Consider the following 19,930-nt stretch of genomic DNA (forward strand, 5'->3'; position numbering starts at 1 on the left):
GTCCGGTACATCGGCAGACCCGCACACCCGTCTCAATACAACCGTATCGCCATGTCGAAGTGCCAGGTGCGCCGGATCTCGATGACATCGAATTCGCGGGCCAGGGCAGGCGAGAACGCCGGGTAGTTGGCCTGGCCCTGCACCACGCGCCGCACCGCGTCGTCGACGGCGGGGACCCCGCTGGAGCGCACGAAGCTGATCGACTCCACCGAGCCGTCGCTGCGTACGGCCACGGTCACGACCGGCGCGGTGTGGCGCTGCTTGACCACTTCGCTGACGGCGCTGAAGGTCATGTTGAGCTCGATCTTGCGGCTCCAGGCCTGGGCGTAGAAGGCGAGTTCCGCATTGGCGTCGCTGCGGCCGTAAATGCGACCGCGGCGGGTGCTGCTCCATGAGGAGGGGCGGTCGTCGGGGGCTGCGCGTGCGGCGGCCTCGGCGGCGGCGCGCCGGTCGGCTTCCTCGTTCAACTGGCGGCCGATGGCGCGCAGGCGCTCTTCGCGTGCTTGCTCGTAGGCGAGCGCGGCTTCGCGCTTGGCGGCGGCTGCGCGGTCGGCTTCGTCACGCGCAGCGTCGGCGGGGGCTGTGGCCTGCTGCGCGGCGGCTTGCCGGGTGGCGTCGGTGCCGGCCGCCTGCTGGCGGCCCGCCTCGGCCTGGACCGCTGCCCGGCGGGCGGCTTCCTGGCGGCTTGCCTCGGCCTGAGCGGCGGCTTGCTGCCGGGCGGCCTGTTGTGCGGCAGCCTGGCGTTCAGCGTCCTGGCGGGCCGCCTCGGCTTGTGCGGCCTGTGCGGCCTGTGCGGCCTGCGCGGTTTGCGCGGCTTCCAGGCGGACAGCCTCGGCCTGTGTGGCGCGCTCTGTCTCCTGTCGGGTGGTTTCACGTTGCGCCGCAGCTTGCCGTTCGACCTCCTGGCGCTCGGCCTCGCGCCGGGCGGCGTCGACTTGTGCGGCTTCGTTGCGAGCGGCTTCCAACCGGGCTGCATCTTGCAGCGCAGTCTCTTGCTTCGCGGTCTGTCGCTTCGCGATTTCTTCGCGCTCGGCTTGCAGTCGAGCCTGCTCGGCGCGTTCCGCTTCGCGGCGTGCTGCGTCTTGCCGTGCGGCCGCTTGACGGGCAGCCTCCAGCCGTTCGACCTCCAGGCGTTCAGCCTCCAGGCGTTCAGCCTCCAGGCGCGCGGCGTCGGCGCGCGCAGCCTCCTGGCGCTCTGCGTGTTGGCGTGCGGCCACTTGCCGCCCCGCTTCCTCGCGCTCTGCCTGCAGGCGGGCGGTTTCGGCCCGGTCCGCTTCCAGGCGCGCGGCATCGACGGCTTGTCGTGCAGCTTCCTGTTGAGCTTGAGCTTGAGCTTGAGCTTGAGCCTGAGCCTGAGCCTGAGCCTGAGCCTGAGCCTGAGCCTGAGCCTGAGCCTGAGCCTGAGCCTGAGCACGTTGCGCGATCGCCTCGCGGTCGGCTTCGCGTGCGGCAGCCTCTGCGCGTTGCGTGGCCTGGCGGGCCGACGCCTCGCGCTGTGCGATGGACTGGCGCAGCACAGCCTGCTGCTCTGCCTCCTGCTCCGTCGCCAGGATGCGCGCGGCCGCTTCGCGTGCTGCGTCCTGGCGCGCAGCTTCTTGTTTCGCCGCTTGCTGCAAGCTTTGCTGGTGTTCGGCTTCGATCCGCGCGAGCTCGATGCGTGCCGCGTCCGCCGCTGCCTGCCGGGCGGCCTCTTGCCGTTGGGCCTCCTCGCGTGCTGCGGCTTGTTGGGCCGCCTCCAGGCGCTCGGATGCCTGGCGCTGCCCAGCCATCCGCTCGGCTTGCGCGTTGTCGGCCGCCTCCCGTGCGGCTTGCAGGCGGGCTACCTCCTCACGAGCTGCTTCCAGGCGCGCGGCAGCCAGCCGCGCGGCCTGCGCGCGCTCAGTCTGGCGCTGCGCTGCCTCTTGCTGTCGTGCTTCCAACTTGCGCTGGTGCTCCGCGCGCTGGGCCTCGCGGCGTTCAGCGCGCTGGCGCGCGGCTTCTTTGGACAGGGGCGCCACTGTCGGTCTGGTGGGCTCGGTCGGTTTGGTCGGATTGGTCGGATTGGCAGGCTCGCTGCGCTCCGGTGCGGCGAAGGGCTGCACCACCATCACGCCCGGCTCGGTCTGCTCTGGCGACGCGGGTGCTTTGGATGCTTCCGTGATGGGCCTGCGCTTCGGGTCGGCCGGGGCAGGCGCGGCGATGCCTGCCTCCGGTTGCGGCGCCGGCCTGCCCGCTGCTGGCTGGGCGGTCCCTGGCTGCGGCATCGGCTGAGCGGCCGTGGGCGGTGCCGATGTCGGTGCGAGCACCACACGGATCGCAGGCGCTTCGGCCCGGCGCTGCTGCCACGCAAATCCCAGCCACGGCAGCCCGTCCGGCTGCCCGCCGAAGGTCACACCGAGCAGCAGCGCATGGGCCAGCAGCGAGAGCAGCAGCCCACGCGCCAGCCCTTCGCGCTCGGGGCGCTTGGGTGGGAGCGGCCAGGGGCCATCGGTAGAAGGTAGATGCGCTGGGGTCGACACGTGCTGCAGGCCTGCCGCCGCGCGAAGACCGCCGGGCATGTGGGCAGCGGCGACTGTAGTCGCTGACGGCTGCCCGCGATGCCGGACAGCGCGCCAGTCATCTGGCGGAGCCGGGCGCGCAGCAACGCGCTCAGACGCTCACACCACCGACGCGCCCGCCGCGTCGTTCGGCACGTGCGCATACCGGTCGTCCGGCGCCGCCGTCACGATCGAATCGAGCGCCGGCACGGCCGGCCGCAGCTTGGAGACATCCGGCCGCGGTCGCCGCAGCGCGGGTTGGCGTTCGAATGCTTCCTCCATCGCCTGCGCGGCCGACAGCAGCTGCAGATCACCGCGGAACGGCCCCACCACCTGCAGCCCGAACGGCATGCCGCGCGCGTCGGTGCCGCAGGGCAGGCTGATGGAGGGGTGCGTCGTCAGCGTGGTCACGTAGGTCAGCGCCAGCCAGCGGTAGTAGTTCTCTTGCGCGCGCCCATCGATCTCGGCCGCGTAGGGCTGCGTCCAGGGGAAGGGCGACAGCGGCGTGGTGGGCGACAGCACCAGGTCGTAGCCCTCGAACACTTTCTGGAAGCGCTGCACGATGCGCGTCTGCTCGGTCTGCGCCCAGGCGGCGTCCAGCAGGCTCATGCGCACGCCCATCTCGTAATTGGCGCGCGGGTTGGTGCCCAGGCTGCCGGGGTCGCGCTCATAGGTCGCGCGCATGCCGGCGACGAAGGCCTCGGCGCGCAGCACGTCGAAGCAGCGGTGCACTTCGCCGAGGTCGAAAGTCATCTCGTCGCAGGCCGCGAACAGCGGGGCGATGGCGGCGATGCGCTCGCGCATGGCGCTGCGCACCAGGGGATCGACATCGCACTGGCCGTAGTCCTCGGTCCAGGCCACGCGCAGGCGCGACAGGTCCAGCGGCGCTGGGCGCAAAAAGGCCGTCGCGTCCAGCGGATAGCTGAGCGGGTCGCCAGCGTGCGGCCCCGCGGACGCGGCCAGCTGCAGGCAGGCATCGGCCACGCTGCGACCCATCGGGCCGACGACAGAGATCGGCGAGAAGCCCATCGGCTTGCGCACGCTGGGCACCACGCCGGGCGAAGGGCGCATGCCCACCACGCCGCACAGCGCGGCCGGGATGCGCAGCGAGCCGCCGGTGTCCGAGCCGGTGCACAGCGGCAGCATGTCCAACGCCAGTGCGGCGGCCGATCCGCCGGACGAGCCGCCCGCGTTCAGGTTCGGGTCGAACGGGTTGCCCGTGGCGCCCCACACCGGGTTGCGGCTGTTGGCGCCAGCGCCCATCTCGGGCACGTTGGTCTTGCCAACGACGATGGCGCCTGCTGCGCGCAGCCGGCGCACGAGCTCGATGTCGGCCGAGGGCACGTGGTTACGCAGGCTGGGCGTGCCCAGGGTCGTGAGCAAGCCGGCGGTCGGCTCCAGGTCCTTCACGCCCAGCGGCAGGCCGTGCAGCAGGCCCAGCGGCTCGCCACGCATCACGGCCTGCTCGGCCGCGCGGGCCTCGGCACGGGCGCGCTCGTAGCAGGTGGCGGTGACGGCGTTGACGAAGCGGTTGGTCTGCGCGATGCGCGCGATGCACGCCTCCAGCAGTTCGACCGGCGAGATGTCGCGCGTGCCGATCAGGCGGCGCAGCTCGACGGCGGAGGTCTCGACCAGGGCGAGGGCGGATGGTGGGGGCATGTCGTTGTCCTGACTTGTGGATGTTGCTCCCTCTGCCGCAGGTGGCGAGGGGCTCGAGGCTTTAGCTCAATCCGCCTGGATGTTGGCCCGCTGTGCCACCGCGCGCATCAATGGCAGCTCACGCTCGATCTGCGCCACAGACGCCGCGCCGTTTGCAAACGCCGGCTCTGCGCCCTGCGCCTGCAAGGCGACTTTGGCATCGGGTGTCGCCACGATCTTGGCCAGCGCTTGCTCCAGCTGCTGCCGCACGGCGGGCGGCGTGCCCTTGGGCGCGACCAGCATCAGCCAGGTGTCGGCATTCACTTCCGGGTAGCCGGCTTCGGCGAAGGTCGGCACGTTCGGCAGCTGCGACGAACGCTTGGTGGTCGTCACGCCGATGGCCTTGACCTTGCCGGCCTTCAGTTGCGGGATGGCCGCCGTCACCGTGTCGACCGAGAACGGCACCTGCCCGCCGATCAGGTCCGTCATGGCCGGGCCACTGCCCTTGTACGGCACGTGCAGCAGCCGCGCGCCGACCGCGCCCAGCACGATCTCGGCGGTGAAATGCGACGTGGTGCCGCTGCCGAACGATGCGTACGAATACTTGTCGGGCGAGGCCTTGATGGCGGCCACGAACTCCTTCACGTTGTGGACCGGCACATCCTTGTTGGCCAGCACGATCAGCGGGATGCGCGCCACGATGGCGACCGGGTCGAAGCTTTTCAAAGGGTCGTAAGGCAGGTTGCTGCGGATCGCCGGGTTGGCCGTGAAGGTCGAACCCGAGCTGATCAGCAGCGTGTAGCCATCGGCCGGCGCCTTGGCCACGTAGCCGGCAGCGATGGCCGTGCCCGCGCCGGGCCGGTTGTCGATGACCACCGCCTGGCCCAGCTCGTCCGCCAGGCGTTTGGCCATCAGGCGGCCGATGGTGTCGGCGCTTCCACCGGGCGGGAACGGCACCACCAGCGTCAGCGGCTTGGCGGGCCAGGCGGCTTGGGCATGTGCCGATGGTGCAGCCGCAATCGACATCGCCAGGGCGGCCAGGGCCAGCGTTGCAGGGACCAGGCCGGCCAGGTGGCGGGGCAGGCGGCTAACGTCGAACAGCGGGCGCGATGCGGTCATGGTGCGGGGTCTTTCGAGTGCGGATGTGTGCATGGTAGAAATGCGCCATGCATGCAGCAAGATCAATGTTCATAAAGCTTCGTTGCCATAAACGCAACGCGCGCCGGTGGTGAAAGCCAGCCGCGCCATCCCCAGAGCGGCCGTGCCGCGCGCAGCATCGGCCACCGGCGCGCGCCGCCCCATCAACCAGCGCGTGCTGCAGGAGCTCGCGCTGCGCTACTTCATGGAGGTGGCGCACGCCGGCTCCATCACCGAGGCGGCGGCGCGGCTTGAGGTGGCGCCCTCGGCCGTCAGCCGGCAGATCGGGCGGCTCGAACGCGAGCTGGACACGCTGCTGTTCGAACGCCGCGCACGCGGCATGGCGCTGAACTCGGCCGGCGAGGTGCTGGTGGCACATGCGCGGCGCGCGTGGCTGGACATCGAGCGCGTCAGCGACGAGATCCTCGCGCTGCGCGGCCTGCGCCAGGGCGAGGTGCGGCTGGCCGCCACCGAGGGCTTCGCCTACGACTTCCTGCCCGCGCTGGTGGCTGAGTTCCAGGCCCGCAGCCCGGGCATTCGCTTCTCGATCGACATGTGCGTGCAGGGCGAGGTGGCGCGCCGCGTGCGCGAGGGCGTGGTCGACATCGGCGTGACGGTCAGCCTGGCCTCCGAGGCGGGGCTGAACGTCGAAATTCGCCACCCCTCGCCGATCCTCGCCGTGGTGGCGCCGGGCCACCCGCTGGCGGCCAAGCGGCATGTGTCGCTGCCGCAGGTCGTGGCGCACCCGCTGGCGTTGCCGGCGCGCGCGTCCACGCTGCGCCAGCTGCTGGACATCAGCTGCAGCCGCCAGGGCCTGGCGCTGAACGCGGTGCTCACCAGCGACCATCTGTACCCGCTGATCCAGTACGTCTCGCGCACGCAGGCTGTCACGTTCTGTGGCGAGATCGCGCTGCGCCAGCACTTGCGCAGCGGCGCGGTCGTGGCCATCGCGCTGCGCGACCGCGAGATGAACGAGCGCCATTTCGAAGTGCAGACCATGGCGGGTCGTCACCTGCCCGATGCGGCGCGCGCCTTCATCGCGCATCTGCGGGAGACCTTGCTGCGTGATTTCTGAATCTCCTGCGCGCGTTGCGCCGCTCGCAACGCAGCTTTCATCCCGGTGCATTGGTCGCCGACGGGCCGGCCGGAATAATCGCCACATGCCCACACCACCTGATCGTCTGCCCAAGGTATTCACATGACACGCACCACCCTGGTCCTGGGCGCCGGCATGGTCGGCACCTGCACGGCCTTGCACCTGGCCCTGCGGGGCCATGCCGTGGTGCTGGTCGACCGGCGCGGCCCCGGCGAGGAAACTTCTTACGGCAACGCCGGCATCATCCAACGCGAGGCGGTCGAGCCTTACCCGTTCCCACGCGATCTGGACACGTTGTGGCGCGTGGCCTTGAAGACGCGGCCGCACGTCAACTACCACCTGCTGGCCATGCCCCGCCTTGCGGGCGCACTGGCGCGCTACTGGCGCATGTCCGGCCCGGCGCACTACCCGGCCGTGGCCCGGGCCTACGCGCAGTTGATCGAACACGCCACCTCCGAGCATGGGCATCTTGTCGACGCGGCCGGCGCGCACGACCTGGTGCGCCGCGAGGGCTACCGCTGGATCTTTCGCGACCCGGCCAGCCTGGAGACGGCGCTGGCCAATGCCGAGCGCCTCTCGCAGACCTACGGCTTGCGCCATGCCCCACTCACCGCGCAGGCACTGGCCGAGGCTGAGCCTGCGCTGCGCCTGCGCCTGGCCGGCGGCATCGACTGGCTGGACCCGTGGAGCGTCAGCGACCCGGGCGAACTCGTCGCCCGCTACGCCGCGCATGTGGTGCGACTGGGCGGGCGACTGGTGCGCGGCGACGCGACCACGCTGCGTCCCGTGGGTGCCGGTTGGTCGGTGCAGACAGACGAGGGCGCGCTGGACGCCGAGCACGCCGTGGTCGCCCTCGGCCCCTGGGCCGACACCGTGCTGCGCCCGCTGGGCTACGCGCTGCCGCTGTTCGTCAAACGCGGCTACCACCGCCACTACACCGGTGGCGCCGGGCCGCGCCTGTCGCTGCTGGATGCCGACCGAGGCCTGGTCATCGCGCCGATGCAGCGCGGCGTGCGTGTCACCTCTGGCGCCGAATTCGCGCACCGCGACGCGCCGGCCACGCCCTGGCAGCTGGACCGCGCCGAGGCCGCTGCGCGCGAACTGTTCGATCTGCCCACCCCGGTCGAGGCCACGCCTTGGCGGGGCGCGCGGCCGTGCACGCCCGACATGCTGCCCGTCATCGGCCCGGCGCCGCGCCACCGCGGCCTGTGGTTCAACTTCGGCCATGCGCACCAGGGCTTCACGCTCGGCCCGGTCAGCGGCCGGCTGGTGGCCGAGATGGTGGAGGGCAGCACGCCGGTGGTCGATCCGCTGCCCTACGCGCCGCAGCGCTTCCTCGCGTAGCGGTGGGCCTTGCGCCCGCGCCTGATGGCGCAGCGCCTGGCCCGCGCCCGTCTGTGCCGCATCCTGAAACAGGATGTTAAAAACCTAGGGATTCCACGGGGCGGGCCGCGCATATGTCTGTGCGATTGTTGGGACGCGGGCAGATGATTCGCTCATTTGTCGTACTACTGGCCGGGTAACTCACCCGGCCTTGCATTTGGGCGCCGGCTTTCGCACCGCCGGCGATGGATCGCAAGACGACAAGAGGAAACAACACCATGAGACACACCACATTTCGCGCCCTGTGCACCACCGTGCTGCTGGCCAGCGCTGGCGGCCTGGCACTGGCGCAGCAGACACCCGCGGAAGAGCCGGGCTGGGCCAAAGGCCGGCCCAAGACCGACACCGCCATGCGCATGGCGCCGGTGCCGGCCTTCCCCATCCCCACGGCGGCCGACCAGCTGCCGACCAAGAAATTCAAGCTGCCGCCCGGCTTCAAGGTGGAGACCTGGGCCTCCGGCCTGCTCGATGCGCGCGGCCTGCGCCAGAGCGATAAGGGCACGGTGTTCGTCAGCACGCTGTTCGTGGGCAACAAGATCTACGCTCTGCCGGCCGACGGCAAGGGTCAGGCCAAGACCGTCATCGACAAGCTGCCGATGGCCGCAGGCATCGCCTATCACAAGGGTGCGCTGTATGTGGCTACGCCCACGCACATCTACCGCTACGACAACATCGACGACAAACTGGACAACCCCGGCACGCCCACGACGCTGTATGACAAGCTGCCCGGCGGCAACGACCACAGCTGGAAGTACCTGCGCATCCGCGATGAGAAGCTGTACTTCGCCATCGGCGCGCCGTGCAACATCTGCGATCCAGGTGAGTACGCCAAGATCTACCGCATGAACCTGGACGGCACCGGCATGGAGACGGTTGCCGCCGGCGTGCGCAACACCGTCGGCTTCGACTTCAACCCGAAGAACGGCCAGCTCTGGTTCACCGACAACGGGCGCGACTGGCTGAGTGAAGACTTTCCCAACGACGAGCTGAACGTGGTCACGGGGCCGGGCAAGCACTTCGGCTACCCGTTCTGCCACCAGGGCAACATGGCCGACCCCGAGTTCGGCTGGGGCAAGGACTGCGCGGGCAGCGACTACGCAAAGCCTGCCGCGTTGCTCGGCCCGCACGCAGGTGCCTTGGGCATGACGTTCTACACCGGCAAGTCGTTCCCGGCCAAGTACCAGGGCGCCATGTTCATCGCCCGCCACGGCCCCTGGAACCGCACCAAGAAGTACGCCGACGTGGCCGTGGCCTGGCCCGATGGCAAGGGCGGCGCCAGGGTTGAGCCCTTCATGACCGGCTTCGTCGAGAACAACGGCTACATCGGCCGCCCGGCCGATTTCCTGGTCTTGAAGGACGGCTCGCTGCTGGTCAGCGACGACCACGCCGGTGCGATCTACCGCATCAGCTACGGCGGCAAATGAGGGTTTGGCCAGCACTGAAGGCTCTTTGCGCCGCGCTGGCACTGGCCGGCGCCGCGCTACCCGCGACGGTGCTGGCGCAGCAGCCGGCGGCCGGCAGCGCCGCCTATGCGCAGCGCTTCGCCGCCCTGTGCGCCACCTGCCACGGCGCCAATGGCCGCAGCGAGTTGCCACAGACGCCTGCGCTCGCGGGCCAGCACTCGTTTTATGTGATCACGCAGCTGTTCCTGTTCCGTGAGGGGCGACGCAGCAACGAGGCCATGAGCGCCGTTGCCAAGACGCTGACGGATGCCGATTTGCGCGGCTTCTCCGAGTACATCGGCACGCTGCCGCACGTGCCAGCGCCGCCGCCGGCCACGCCGAACGACGCAGCCCGTATGGCGCGCGGCCAGGCCTTGGCGAACGAGCACAAATGTTTGGCGTGCCACGGCGCTGATCTTTCGGGCGGGCAGCAGGTGCCGCGGATTGGGCAGCAGCGTGAGGACTATCTGCAGATGGTGTTGCACGAGTACAAGTCGGGCAAGCGGCCTGGCTACACGATGGCGATGGGCGAGGCGCTGAGCCGCGTGGCGCCGGAGGATCTGGATACGCTGGCGTACTTTGCGGCGCGGCTGGCGCCGGCTGCTGTCGGGGTGGGGGCTGCGCCCCGCAAGTAAATCGAGTGGCCTGGGTGGTACCTGGCGCCCGGCGGCGAATGTCCGCGCTGGCGAGTCGGGTAGGGCTATTTGGCCGTTTTCAATGGCCGACCGGTCGTGGGGTCCAGCCCTTTGGCGCGTGCCATTTCCACGATGCGCTGCTCGGAGGGCAGTGGCGGCGGAACGTTGGCTTCGTGCTCTTCGAGCCACATGAACTTGCCGTTCCACGGCGGGAGTTTGGCGGGGGGCAGGGGCACGATGTCGTTGATTTCGGGGATGCGGGCGTTGAGGTAGTCGTAGCGGCCCAGGAACTCTTCCATTGACCTGTAGCGCCCTTGGCGTTCGAGGTCCGCCGCTTGACTGAGGCCCCAGACCGGATCGGCATGGTCCTTGACACTGAACGCGCCAGCCAAGCTTGAAGCGGCGACGGACAGTCCTTCCATCGCTGCGATCTGGAAATACTTCATTCCTTCAGTGGGTTGGTCTGTGCTTTTCAGGCGAATGCCCAACTTGTTTGCAGCGTTAGCGTGATGCTGGTCAGCCGCGCAACGCCATAGGGCCAAACCAATAAGGTTTATCTCGTCCCCGTGCTTTGATGGATTCGCGAGCAGATCTCCGACCAAGTACTGGCCCTGCGGGTTGCCAAGATCCGCCGACCTGCGGTAGTACTTGAACGCAAGCTCCTGGTCTGCCCGCACGCCATAGCCGTGCGCGAGGTACCAGCCCATGTCGTAGTAGCCTGCCGGAATTCCTCGCTTGATCAGGTCTTGCACAAGGTCGACTACCTCGTTGACCGGATCAGGGCTGATAGCCTGACTCTTCTCCAGCATGTTCCGCAATTCGATGTTGGCTTTGTCGTGGCCGTGCGCTGTGGCAATGCGCACCAGTCGCTCGATAGCCGGATGGACCGCTGGGTCCTGCTTCAGGATGTTGCCCTTGACCAGCCAGCGCGCGTGCTTGTAGAGCTGATCGGCCTCGGGATCGCGCGGCGGAATGCGGTCTTTCTCATGCGCGCAGGTGAAAGCCAGCTGCTTCTTGATGTCTGAGGAGATGTCAGGGAGTTTGTCCATGCCTGTGCCTTTGTCTCCGCAGCCTGTCGCCAGCGCCAGCACCACCAGGCTGGCCGTCAGGGCGCCGACGCGGAAGTTCTTCATATTCAATCGAGGTTGCTGATCTTGTCGCTAGTGCGCAGGAACTCGGCAAGTTGGGCGATGGGGCGGCGCCTCAAGCTCTTGGCATTGGCGTTCTCGTTCATGATCCTCTGCCACTCGTTGTATGTCTGGAGCAAAGCCATCCCCGCCGCAACCCGTCCCCCCGTATACCTCGCCCACTGCTCCTCCCTCAACGGCCTCGTAATCTCCGGCCGGTGATGCGCGATGTTCAATTCGCTGTCCGTCTGCATGCTGCGCGTGTTGATGTTGGCGCTGCCCAGTGTCATGAAGGTGTCGTCGATGAGCATCAGCTTGGCGTGGATGTAGACATCCTGCCATTCTTGCCCGGCCTGCGTGTCCGGAGCCATCAGTGTGGCCACGTGCACCTTGAGGCCGGGGACGTTGGCCGCCTTGATCGCTTCGGGCGTGCGGTCACCGGTCAGGCGTTCCCTGATCGACTTCGGCTCCAGCCGTGCCCTGGCCTCGTCCAGTTCCCGCTGGCGGGCCCGCAGCCGGCTCGCTTGTTCCTCCAGCGCCGCATACTGCCCCGCCCTGGCCGTGGCACCCGGTCCGCCCTGCAGTGCCGGCCCCTGGCTGTCCAAGGCCAGACGCCTACCGCGCAACTGCTCCATCTGCGCCTCGTTGGCCGTGCGCTGCGCATCCACGTCAGCCAGACGCTGATCGCGCGCCACCTCCGGAATGCGATCGGCTCGGCCCAAACTGTTGAGCATGCGGTAAGTGTTGACGCTGCCCACGCCCATGCCGGCGTCTGTCGAGTTGGTGATGACGAACAAGTAGAGCGAGCCGTTCTTCTCGGGCCTGCGGCCCCACTGCGCCATCTTGGCCGCACTCTCCTTGATCCTCTCGGCCAGTGGCGGCCAGCGGAAGTACTGGTTCTCGATGTGGATGTACTGCGTGGCGTTGGCGCAGGCCTGCAGGTAGCAAGTCTGGATGTCCGTGCGGCCATGCTGCGGCTGGGTGCGCAGGATCTGGCAGACGGCCCTCGGGTCATGCGCCGTGATGGGGTGCGTCTGAAAGGGTGGGATCGCCAGCGCTTCGCCAGTTTCCAGTTTCCAGGCATGGGCGAAGTTGCGAAACACGTCGCCCACCAAGGGGCCGCAAACACGGCTTGAGTAGTCGTGCAACGGTCTGCCCACATTGCGGCCGGCGTTGGGCGCCGCTGTCTTGGCACTGTGCTCGGATGTGTCCCAGTAGCCGTCGAGCATGTTGTGCCCCATCACGAAGCCGATGGCACTCTGGGGTAGTTCGTGGTCGACGATGACGGTCTTCTGGTGATGGCTGGGATAGCTCTTGAGCGTCGATGCCGTCTGGTGCGTGAGCCCCCCATCCAGAAAGTCCATGCGCTCGATGCGCGCCTTGTCTGCAGCGGTGTACGTGCGGCTGGTGAACAACAGCTTGTCTTTGGGGTAGTCGTCGCGGATGACGTACTTGCGGCCTAGCTCGCCTACCAGCGACTGTTTGCGGTCGTAGACGTTGTACCAGCGCTCATCGAAGGCGTGCTGTGCGTTGCTGCTGGAGCCGGGTCTGTCGTAGAAGCCGACCCAGCGCCCCGGCGTGTTGGACTCGTTCAAACCCAGCGGAATCCCCGTCACGTTGACGCGGTCGGCCGAGGAGAACTGAAACGCCCAGCACAACACCCGCACCATCACGCCCTCGCGGGCCTTCTTCTCCAGCAGCTCGCCGATCATCAGGTGCTGGCCATCGCGGATGAAGTACATGCTCGGCTGAAAGCCCCAGCAAATGATGCACACGCTTTTCTTGGCCGCCTCGATGGCGCGATAGACCTCGCGGAAGGCTTCCTCGCCGTTGACCAAGGGCTTGAACGAAGCCATTTTGGGCGAGTACTCGCTGCAGTCCACGAACCATGGCGGTGTGACCGTGGCGCTGAACTTGCCTTGCAGGATGGGTACGACGTGCTTGGTGGGCGTGCAGGTTGCGGAGTCAGCCATGGTCGGTGTGGGTTAGGTCGTATGGGGATCGGTCGGTCAGGCTTAAGCCTTGAACGCCTTGCTGTAGGCCTCGCGGATCGTCTGGGCGACGAAGGTGTTGCCGGTGTCCGCAGCCGGTGGACCGGGCTGGTGCTTCAGGAATCCCTCGTTCGCTGGCTCGCCTTGCACGGGGTTTTGATAGCCCGGTGCGATGGGCATGTCGTACTGCACGCCATTGGCCATTTCCAGCTTGTACTTCTTGACCAATGGCGAGTGCATCACCAACACTGAGCCGCTGTCATCGAGCACATCCTCCTTGATCAACGCACCGTCGGCGTACAGCTTGTAGGGCATGCCGGCCCAGGCGCTGCCCATGCCGGCGGGGGCGTGATCGAACTTGAGCGTCATGGGAATCACCAGCGTGCCCGTGGGGAACGAGGGCATGTCCTGCGTGATGCGCTCCGGGCCCTCGAACCGCTTCGCCGAAGCCCTCACCGTGATCGTCCCCGGGCAGGCGAACGTGATGTTCCCACCCTCGATCACGATGCTGGCCCCGCCCTGCGTGGCCACGGTGATCTTCTTGGCCGCCGCCCAGTCGATGTGTGCGTTCTGGCTCTGGATCGTGACCTGTTCCTTGGCCGCGATCTGCAGCGTGCCGGCCTGCGCCTGCAGCTCGGTGTTGCCGGCGCCGGCGATCAGCGTGAGGCCGGTGCCCGCCGCGTTGCTGCCCGGCCCGATGGCCCCGCCCAGCACGCCGATGGACTGGCCCGTGTGCAGCCGGTAGGCGCCGCCCGCGCTCCAGTGGCTGTCCTGCCCGCTGCCCAGCGTGATCTCGTCGGCGGCGTTCAGGTGCAGGTCGGCACCCGCAACGTTGGCCCAGCCGGCTCTTCCATGGAGCGCGATGATGGGGTCGGTGCTGGCGGGCACTTTGTCCTGGTCGGTGGCGTTGCTCTTGGCGCTGGCGTCTTCGCTGGCCTTGCCGAAGTCCAGCCCATCGGCCATGCCGCGCAGCGTGGTCGTCCAGGCGGTCATCGGGGCTTCGGGCTTGCGTGTTCCGGCCAGCATGCTCTGGTGGGCCCCCAGCGTGCCCTCGTGCGCAGCCAGTGGCGTGCTCTCGTGCGTGCGGGCGGCGTTGCCCAGGCCCTGCGCCAGGTTCTTGAACTGGGTCAGCAGCGCGGCGCCGGGAATGTGTTCGAAGGCGGGGAGTGCCGTGCCCTGGCCGGCGTTGGTTCCTCCCGTCCCTGTCGGCCCATGGGTCGTGATCAACACCCCATGTCCACCCCGGATCGCCCCATACGCATCGCTGCGCAGCTCGAAGCCCACGCCACGCAGGCTGCCCCGGTGGTTGTCGGCCTGGTGGATCAGGTGCCCCAGGTTCAGCTGGGTGCTGTACTGCGTGGTGGCCATCTGCACGCGCAGCTGGCCCGGGCTGTCGTCGAACACCATCTGGTTGTATCCACTGCCGCCGCACTCCTGGGTCTTGATGCCGTTCAGCGCGCCGGCGGCGCTGGCCTGCCCGCCGGCTGCCAAGCTGGCGCTGCCTGCACCGTGCCACGCCGGGCTGTGGCCGGCACCGATGCGGTTGCCCTGGCCGCCGGGGCGGTGGTCGGCGCTGTGGGCCAGGCTGGCCCGGTCGTCGTTGGCGGCCGGTGGGGCACCACCGGGCGTGGGCACGATCCCCGCCTCGCCCTGTCCGTTGTACAGCGCGGCGATCACGACCGGGCGGTCGATGCGCGCGTCCATGAAGTCCACCAGCACCTCTTGGCCCAGGCGGGGAATGAAGTGCCAGCCCATGCCCGGGCCGGCCTGGCGCTGCAGCACGCGCACCCAGGTGCTGGCCAGGCTGGTCTCGGGGGTGTCGGCCCCTGCTTCGGCGCGCTGGAAGTCAAAGCGGATGCGGATGCGGCCCAGGCGGTCGGTGTGGATCTCCTGGGCGCCGTGGCCACTGGTGGCGCCGTCCGGGCCGACCACGGTGGCGGTGAGGGGGCCACCGGGGTACGGGGCCGGGTGCAGGGGCCGGCCATCGTCGCCGTGCAGCGGGGTCTTCCAGGGCAGTTCGGCGGCCACCGCCTCGAAGGCATTGGCGTAGCCGCTGGCCTGGGCCTGGGCGGCCACGGCGCGCGGGATCCACGCGGGCAGGGTCACCTGCAACTGGCGCTCACCGGCGGGCAGCTGGTTGATGCCAGCGTGCAGGACCTGGGTCAGCGTGAAGCGGGGGGTGCTGGATCCGGTACCGCCACCTTCGCCGCGCTGGGCCAGCAGCGTGGCCAGTTCGTCCAGCGGGCTGCCCAGCAGATCGAACTGGCGCCCGGCATCGAAGGTGCGCACGGTGGAGCGGCCTTTCCACATCAGCTGGCGCGCCTCCTGCGCCTGCTGGGCCACCAGCAGGCCGCGCTGGGCATCGGCATCGTCGGCCCACAGGTAGTCGGTCTCCGAGTCGAACTGCACCAGATGCGGGGCGTTGCGGCCGAACACGCTGGTGCCGGGCACATGGGCGCGGGCAACACCTTTGCTCTTGTAGTCCCAGGACAGGGTGGCCGAGGCAGCCGCCTGCAGGCTGCGCGTCTGGCCCAGGGCCTGGATGGCGTCCTGCTCTTCCTGCGAGGAGGCGCGGTGGAAGCGGATGCCGCCCGATTGCACGCTGGTGGCGTCTTCGGGGCAGCTGTCGGCCTGCGTCGTATCGGCCAGGATGACGAGGGTATGGCCGCTGGGGGCATCCTCAGCCCGCTCGAAGCGGAACACCAGGCCCTCCTTGGCCAGCAGTCGGCGGATGAACGCCAGGTCGCTCTCGCGGTACTGCACGGTGTAGCTGCGCAGGCCGCCCTGGTGGCTGGCTGCCAGATGCGCCAGCGCGCAGGGGCTCCAGCGCCAGGCGGCATGCTGGGCGTAGCGGGCGAACACGCTGGCCACGATCTGCTCGACGCTGCGCTCTTGCCACACGGCGCTGCGGCCGGTACCGCGGCCCAGCAGGGACAGCCAGGAGTAAATGTCCAGCACGTAGCGGCACAGCCCACCGTCACTGCCCTCGGCCCTGGCATCCAGCACGATCCCCGCACGCACATGCTCGCTGGCCCCATCGGCCAGGCGGGTCAGCAACTGGGCGCGCAAGCCCAGCAACGAAGTCGGGGCGATGCGGGCGTCTGGCGACAGGACCGAGACCTGCAGATGCCAGGGCCGGTTGAAGGCTTCGCGCAGGCTCCAGGTGTGGACCAGCAACTCGGGCAGCACGCCATCGCCTTGTAGTTCGAACAGGCGCTGGGCGGCGGTGAACGAGAAGGGGAAGCCGGGGGGGAGGGGAAGGGCAGCCATGATCGGGGCGCGAGAAGGAGCGGGTGGGCATTGTTGACGATCCTTCCATTTCTTCTATGTGTATACGTCACAACTCGGCCGGTTTGCTCGAGATCCGTGCGCTCGCGTCGCGATGCCCTAGACCAATGGCTCAGTTTTCAGACGACAGGGCCCGCAGGCGGTGTGGCGCATCGCGCCGCTGACGATCGGCACCGCTCAGACGCAGCCATCAGGCCCCCTCGTCGACCGGAATCGCTGCCGCCTCGTCCATCCAGATCCGTGCCTCCGCATCGCTCGGCGCGCGCCAATCTCCGCGCGGCGACAGCGACCCGCCCGAACCCACCTTGGGCGCATTCGGCACGCAACTGCGCTTGAACTGGCTGATCTGGAAGAAACGCCAGACAAACGTGCGCAGGTGCTGCTTGATCTGCGCCAGCGTGTACTGGTTGCACGGGCCGTGCAGCGTCTCGGGCCATGGGCCGGCGCCCGCGTCGTGCCAGGCCGCGTGCGCCAGGTAGGCCACTTTCGACGGCCGAAAGCCGTGCCGCACGATGTAGTAGAGGTGGAAGTCCTGCAGCTCGTAGGGGCCGACCGTGTCCTCGGTGCGCTGTCCAGGTTGGTCCTGCGTGGCAGCGGCATTTGCATTGGCACTGGCGTCGGTCGGCACCAGCTCAGGGCTGACCTCGGTCGCCAGGATGTCGTGCAGCACCTGGCTGCCGGCATCGCCCAGCACCCTTGCGCCCGCCACCCAATGCACCAGGTGCTTGATCAGCGTCTTGGGCACGCTGGCGTTCACGTTGTAGTGCGACATGTGGTCGCCCACGCCGTAGGTGCACCAGCCCAGCGCCAGCTCGCTCAAATCGCCGGTGCCGGCGACGATCGCGCCGTGGTGGTTGGCCAGGCGAAACAGATGGCTGGTGCGCTCGCCCGCCTGCACGTTCTCGAAGGTGATGTCGTACTGCGGCTTGCCCTCGGCATACGGGTGGCCCAGGTCGGCCAGCATCTGCCGGCAGCTCGGGCGGATGTCGATCTCCTGCGCGCTGCAGCCCACCGCGGCCATCAGCCGGTGCGCCTGCTCCAGCGTGCGGCCGGTGGTCGCAAAGCCCGGCATCGTGTAGCCCAGAATGTGGCTGCGCGGTCGGCCCAGCCTGTCCATGGCCTGCGCCAGCACCAGCAGCGCGTGCGTGGAATCGAGCCCGCCGGAGATGCCGATCACCACCTTCTCGATGCGCGCCGCCTCCAGCCGCTGCACCAGCGATTGCACCTGGATGTTGAACACCTCGTGGCAGCGTTCGTCGCGGCTGGCGGCATCGGCCGGCACGTAGGGGAAGCGCTCCACCACGCGGCGCAGGCCGCCGGGCACATCACGCGGCGGCGCCAGGTCGAACTCGACCGTGCGCCAGCCGGCCAGCTGTTCCCTGAGCTTCCCAGCCGAGGTGCCGAAGCTGGTTTGCCGCATGCGCTCGTGCACCAGTCGCTCCAGGTCCACGTCCGCAAAGATGGTGTGCGAAACAGTGGAGAAGCGCTCGCTCTCGGCCTGCAGCTCGCCGCCTTCGTAGATCAGCGCCTGCCCGTCCCACGCCAGGTCGGTCGTCGATTCGCCGATCCCGGCCGATGAGTACAGATACGCCGCCAGGCAGCGCGCCGACTGCAGGCCCACCAGCCGGTGCCGGTAATCGGCCTTGCCGATGGTGATGTTGGAGGCCGACAGGTTCACCAGCACCGTCGCGCCGGCCAGTGCCGCGTAGCTGGACGGCGGGATCGGCACCCACAGGTCCTCGCAGATCTCCACATGCAGCGCCAGCAGCGGCTGTTGGCGCGCGCGAAAGAGGAGGTCGGTGCCGAACGGCACGCTGTTGCCGCCGATGGCGACCGAGGTCGACACCGCCGTGTCCGCGCCCGCAAACTGCCGGGCTTCGTAGAACTCGGCGTAGTTGGGCAGGTAGGTCTTGGGCTGGATGCCAAGCACCTCGCCGTTGGCCACGATGGCAGCGCAGTTGTAGAGCCGGTGGTCCACCCGCAGCGGCAGGCCGACCACAGCGACCGTGCTCTGCCCGCGCGTCGCCTCGGCTACGCGGTCCAACGCGGCCAGGCAGGCTTCGAGCAGCGCGGTCTGGTGGAACAGGTCGTCGCAGGTGTACGCCGATAGGCCCAACTCGGGGAAGGCCACCAGCGCTGCGCCCTGCTCGCAGGCCTCCAGGTACAGGCGCACGGTTTCTTCAGCGTTGAACTTCGGATCGGCCACGCGGTTGCGCGGCACGGCCACGGCCAGACGCACGAAGCCGTGGCGGTAGGGGTTCAGGAAGGGCAGATCGTGGTGCACCGGGCAGGTCCTTTCGAGCGGCCGCTGGCGGCTGGCGGCTCCGATGCCGCCGGCGCGCGTTGGCCTGGTGAAAGCGATTCTCCCGCCGATTGCCGCAGGTGTCGTTGCCGGCCAGCGCGCGACACGCAGCGCGCTGCCCGCACGGCGGCGCGCCACGAGCCGCTGCGGCCCCGCGCCCGGTCGCTGGCGCGGGGCCTCGCACACACTGCTTACTTGGGCAGCAGCACCTTGTCGACGACGTGGATCACGCCGTTGGACTGGTAGACATCGGCAATCGTCACCGTCGCCGTGCCGCCCATCTCATCGGTCACCATGACCTTGCCGCCGCTGGCCTTGGCCACCAGCATGCCGCCGCTGACGGTCTTGATGTCGGCCTTGCCCATGCCGTCCATCACCATCTTCGCCAGCGTCGCGGCATCGACCTTACCGGCCACCACGTGGTAGGTCAGCACCTTGGTCAGGGCGGCCTTGCTTTCGGGCTTGAGCAGGTTGTCCACCGTGCCGGCCGGCAGCGCCGAGAAGGCCGCGTTCGTCGGTGCAAAGACCGTGAACGGACCCGGGCCTTTCAAGGTGTCCACCAGGCCTGCGGCCTTGACGGCGGCCACCAGCGTCGTGTGGTCCTTGGAGTTGACCGCGTTGTCGATGATGTCTTTGCTGGCGAGCATCGGTGCACCACCGACGGTGACCTGTGCAGCCGCGCCCAGGGATGCGGTCGCGACTGCGATGGCCAGTACGTAGGTCTTGATCGTCTTCATGGAAAAAACTCCTGTGAGGCAACGCCGAAAGATGTCGGCTGCCTCGAATACGCGGAGCGCCCGGCACTGGATTCAGCTTCGGCGTGCGCGGCAGTTGAAGGCGTCGCAATCCTGGTGCGCGGTCAGCGCCGCGTCTTGCCCGCCTGCCACACCACCTCGGCCAGGCCGGCGAGCTGGTCCGCATGTGAGGCGGCCAGCCGCTCGAGCTTTTGACGGCCCAGTGGCAGCAGATGGACCTCGACCTGGCGGCGGTCCACCTGGCTGGGCCGGCGTTGCACCAGCCCGGCCTCCTCGCAGCGTGAGACGAGCGCCACGGCGCCGTGTGGCTGGGTCTGCAGGCGTTCGGCAATCTCGCTGACGGTGGCCCACTCGCGGCCCTCGAAGCCCTGCGTGTGCAACATCAGCTGGTACTGCAGCACGGTGATGCCCTCACCACGGGCCGCGTCTTCGCTGAAGCGCAGAAAGCTGCGCAGCGCGAACCTGAAGTCGGACAGTGCCTCATAGCGCCTCTTGTCGATTGCCGTGGTGCGCTCAGCCATGTCGAATTCTCCTTCTTGTAGAGCGGAAATATAGCAGCGTAAGCGGCGGCGTCGCGCTGTCGTGCAAGGGTAATTACTCACGGCATGATGTAATAAACC

The 19,930-nt window shown here is 68.6% G+C and carries 14 protein-coding genes; 5 read left to right on the forward strand and 9 right to left on the reverse strand.

Translation table 11 applies throughout. From position 1 onward, the window contains the following. Nucleotides 1-32: 32 nt before the first annotated feature. Nucleotides 33-965, reverse strand: a complete 933-nt coding sequence (locus AC099J_RS06735) for a TonB family protein (protein WP_479614462.1) — start codon at nucleotides 963-965, stop codon at nucleotides 33-35. Between AC099J_RS06735 and AC099J_RS06740 the strand changes: the two genes are divergently transcribed. Then, a complete protein-coding gene (locus tag AC099J_RS06740) occupies nucleotides 888-2,480 on the forward strand; it encodes a hypothetical protein (protein WP_479614463.1) in 1,593 nt (530 codons plus the stop codon). The genes AC099J_RS06735 and AC099J_RS06740 overlap by 78 nt on opposite strands. 156 nt (nucleotides 2,481-2,636) lie before the next feature. Here the strand turns inward: AC099J_RS06740 and AC099J_RS06745 are convergent, their stop codons facing one another. Together AC099J_RS06745 and AC099J_RS06750 are read right to left on the reverse strand one after the other, a co-directional pair. After that, nucleotides 2,637-4,175 carry an amidase gene (locus AC099J_RS06745; protein ID WP_479614464.1) on the reverse strand — a complete coding sequence of 513 codons (1,539 nt, stop codon included), beginning with the start codon at nucleotides 4,173-4,175 and terminating at the stop codon, nucleotides 2,637-2,639. Between the two features lie 66 nt (nucleotides 4,176-4,241). Then, the gene (locus AC099J_RS06750; protein ID WP_479614465.1) at nucleotides 4,242-5,273 is read right to left on the reverse strand and encodes a Bug family tripartite tricarboxylate transporter substrate binding protein; all 1,032 of its coding nucleotides are present in this window, start codon (nucleotides 5,271-5,273) and stop codon (nucleotides 4,242-4,244) included. A gap of 181 nt (nucleotides 5,274-5,454) precedes the next feature. On the opposite strand from AC099J_RS06750, the gene AC099J_RS06755 reads away from it, so the two are divergent. The 4 genes from AC099J_RS06755 (at nucleotide 5,455) to AC099J_RS06770 (ending at nucleotide 9,847) form a co-directional block, all read left to right on the forward strand. After that, nucleotides 5,455-6,366: a LysR family transcriptional regulator gene (locus AC099J_RS06755; RefSeq protein WP_479614976.1), complete on the forward strand. Its 912-nt coding sequence runs from the start codon at nucleotides 5,455-5,457 to the stop codon at nucleotides 6,364-6,366. Between the two features lie 123 nt (nucleotides 6,367-6,489). Beyond that, nucleotides 6,490-7,731 carry an NAD(P)/FAD-dependent oxidoreductase gene (locus AC099J_RS06760; RefSeq protein ID WP_479614466.1) on the forward strand — a complete coding sequence of 414 codons (1,242 nt, stop codon included), beginning with the start codon at nucleotides 6,490-6,492 and terminating at the stop codon, nucleotides 7,729-7,731. Nucleotides 7,732-7,988: 257 nt separating this feature from the next. Further along, on the forward strand, nucleotides 7,989-9,194 hold the full coding sequence (locus AC099J_RS06765) for a PQQ-dependent sugar dehydrogenase (protein ID WP_479614467.1): 1,206 nt from the start codon (nucleotides 7,989-7,991) through the stop codon (nucleotides 9,192-9,194). Then, complete coding sequence (locus tag AC099J_RS06770) at nucleotides 9,191-9,847, forward strand: c-type cytochrome (protein ID WP_479614468.1); 657 nt, start codon at nucleotides 9,191-9,193, stop codon at nucleotides 9,845-9,847. The genes AC099J_RS06765 and AC099J_RS06770 overlap by 4 nt, the downstream gene beginning before the upstream one ends. 65 nt (nucleotides 9,848-9,912) lie before the next feature. Here the strand turns inward: AC099J_RS06770 and AC099J_RS06775 are convergent, their stop codons facing one another. The 6 genes from AC099J_RS06775 to AC099J_RS06800 form a co-directional block, all read right to left on the reverse strand. Beyond that, on the reverse strand, nucleotides 9,913-10,980 hold the full coding sequence (locus AC099J_RS06775; protein ID WP_479614469.1) for an SEL1-like repeat protein: 1,068 nt from the start codon (nucleotides 10,978-10,980) through the stop codon (nucleotides 9,913-9,915). 2 nt (nucleotides 10,981-10,982) lie between these two features. After that, on the reverse strand, nucleotides 10,983-12,947 hold the full coding sequence (locus AC099J_RS06780) for a phospholipase D-like domain-containing protein (protein ID WP_479614470.1): 1,965 nt from the start codon (nucleotides 12,945-12,947) through the stop codon (nucleotides 10,983-10,985). A gap of 42 nt (nucleotides 12,948-12,989) precedes the next feature. Then, nucleotides 12,990-16,235, reverse strand: coding sequence for a type VI secretion system Vgr family protein (locus tag AC099J_RS06785; RefSeq protein ID WP_479614471.1), 3,246 nt, complete (start codon nucleotides 16,233-16,235; stop codon nucleotides 12,990-12,992). 208 nt (nucleotides 16,236-16,443) lie between these two features. After that, entirely contained in the window at nucleotides 16,444-18,537 is a 2,094-nt protein-coding gene (locus AC099J_RS06790) for an NAD(+) synthase (protein ID WP_479614472.1), read from the reverse strand. A gap of 209 nt (nucleotides 18,538-18,746) precedes the next feature. Then, nucleotides 18,747-19,292 (reverse strand): fasciclin domain-containing protein, encoded by a 546-nt coding sequence (locus AC099J_RS06795; protein ID WP_479614473.1) that lies wholly within the window; start codon nucleotides 19,290-19,292, stop codon nucleotides 18,747-18,749. Between the two features lie 122 nt (nucleotides 19,293-19,414). After that, the gene (locus tag AC099J_RS06800) at nucleotides 19,415-19,831 is read right to left on the reverse strand and encodes a MarR family winged helix-turn-helix transcriptional regulator (RefSeq protein WP_479614474.1); all 417 of its coding nucleotides are present in this window, start codon (nucleotides 19,829-19,831) and stop codon (nucleotides 19,415-19,417) included. Between the last annotated feature and the right edge of the window lie 99 nt (nucleotides 19,832-19,930).

The sequence above is a fragment of the Rhodoferax sp. RT4P68 genome, assembly GCF_056521305.1.

Excerpts from the sequence above, each read along its gene's own strand:
- AC099J_RS06770 (WP_479614468.1), top strand. The coding sequence starts at position 9,191 with ATGAGGGTTTGGCCAGCACTGAAGGCTCTTTGCGCCGCGCTGGCACTG.
- AC099J_RS06760 (WP_479614466.1), top strand. The coding sequence starts at position 6,490 with ATGACACGCACCACCCTGGTCCTGGGCGCCGGCATGGTCGGCACCTGC.
- AC099J_RS06750 (WP_479614465.1), bottom strand. The coding sequence starts at position 5,273 with ATGACCGCATCGCGCCCGCTGTTCGACGTTAGCCGCCTGCCCCGCCAC.
- AC099J_RS06800 (WP_479614474.1), bottom strand. The coding sequence starts at position 19,831 with ATGGCTGAGCGCACCACGGCAATCGACAAGAGGCGCTATGAGGCACTG.
- AC099J_RS06795 (WP_479614473.1), bottom strand. The coding sequence starts at position 19,292 with ATGAAGACGATCAAGACCTACGTACTGGCCATCGCAGTCGCGACCGCA.
- AC099J_RS06765 (WP_479614467.1), top strand. The coding sequence starts at position 7,989 with ATGAGACACACCACATTTCGCGCCCTGTGCACCACCGTGCTGCTGGCC.
- AC099J_RS06745 (WP_479614464.1), bottom strand. The coding sequence starts at position 4,175 with ATGCCCCCACCATCCGCCCTCGCCCTGGTCGAGACCTCCGCCGTCGAG.
- AC099J_RS06780 (WP_479614470.1), bottom strand. The coding sequence starts at position 12,947 with ATGGCTGACTCCGCAACCTGCACGCCCACCAAGCACGTCGTACCCATC.
- AC099J_RS06775 (WP_479614469.1), bottom strand. The coding sequence starts at position 10,980 with ATGAAGAACTTCCGCGTCGGCGCCCTGACGGCCAGCCTGGTGGTGCTG.
- AC099J_RS06785 (WP_479614471.1), bottom strand. The coding sequence starts at position 16,235 with ATGGCTGCCCTTCCCCTCCCCCCCGGCTTCCCCTTCTCGTTCACCGCC.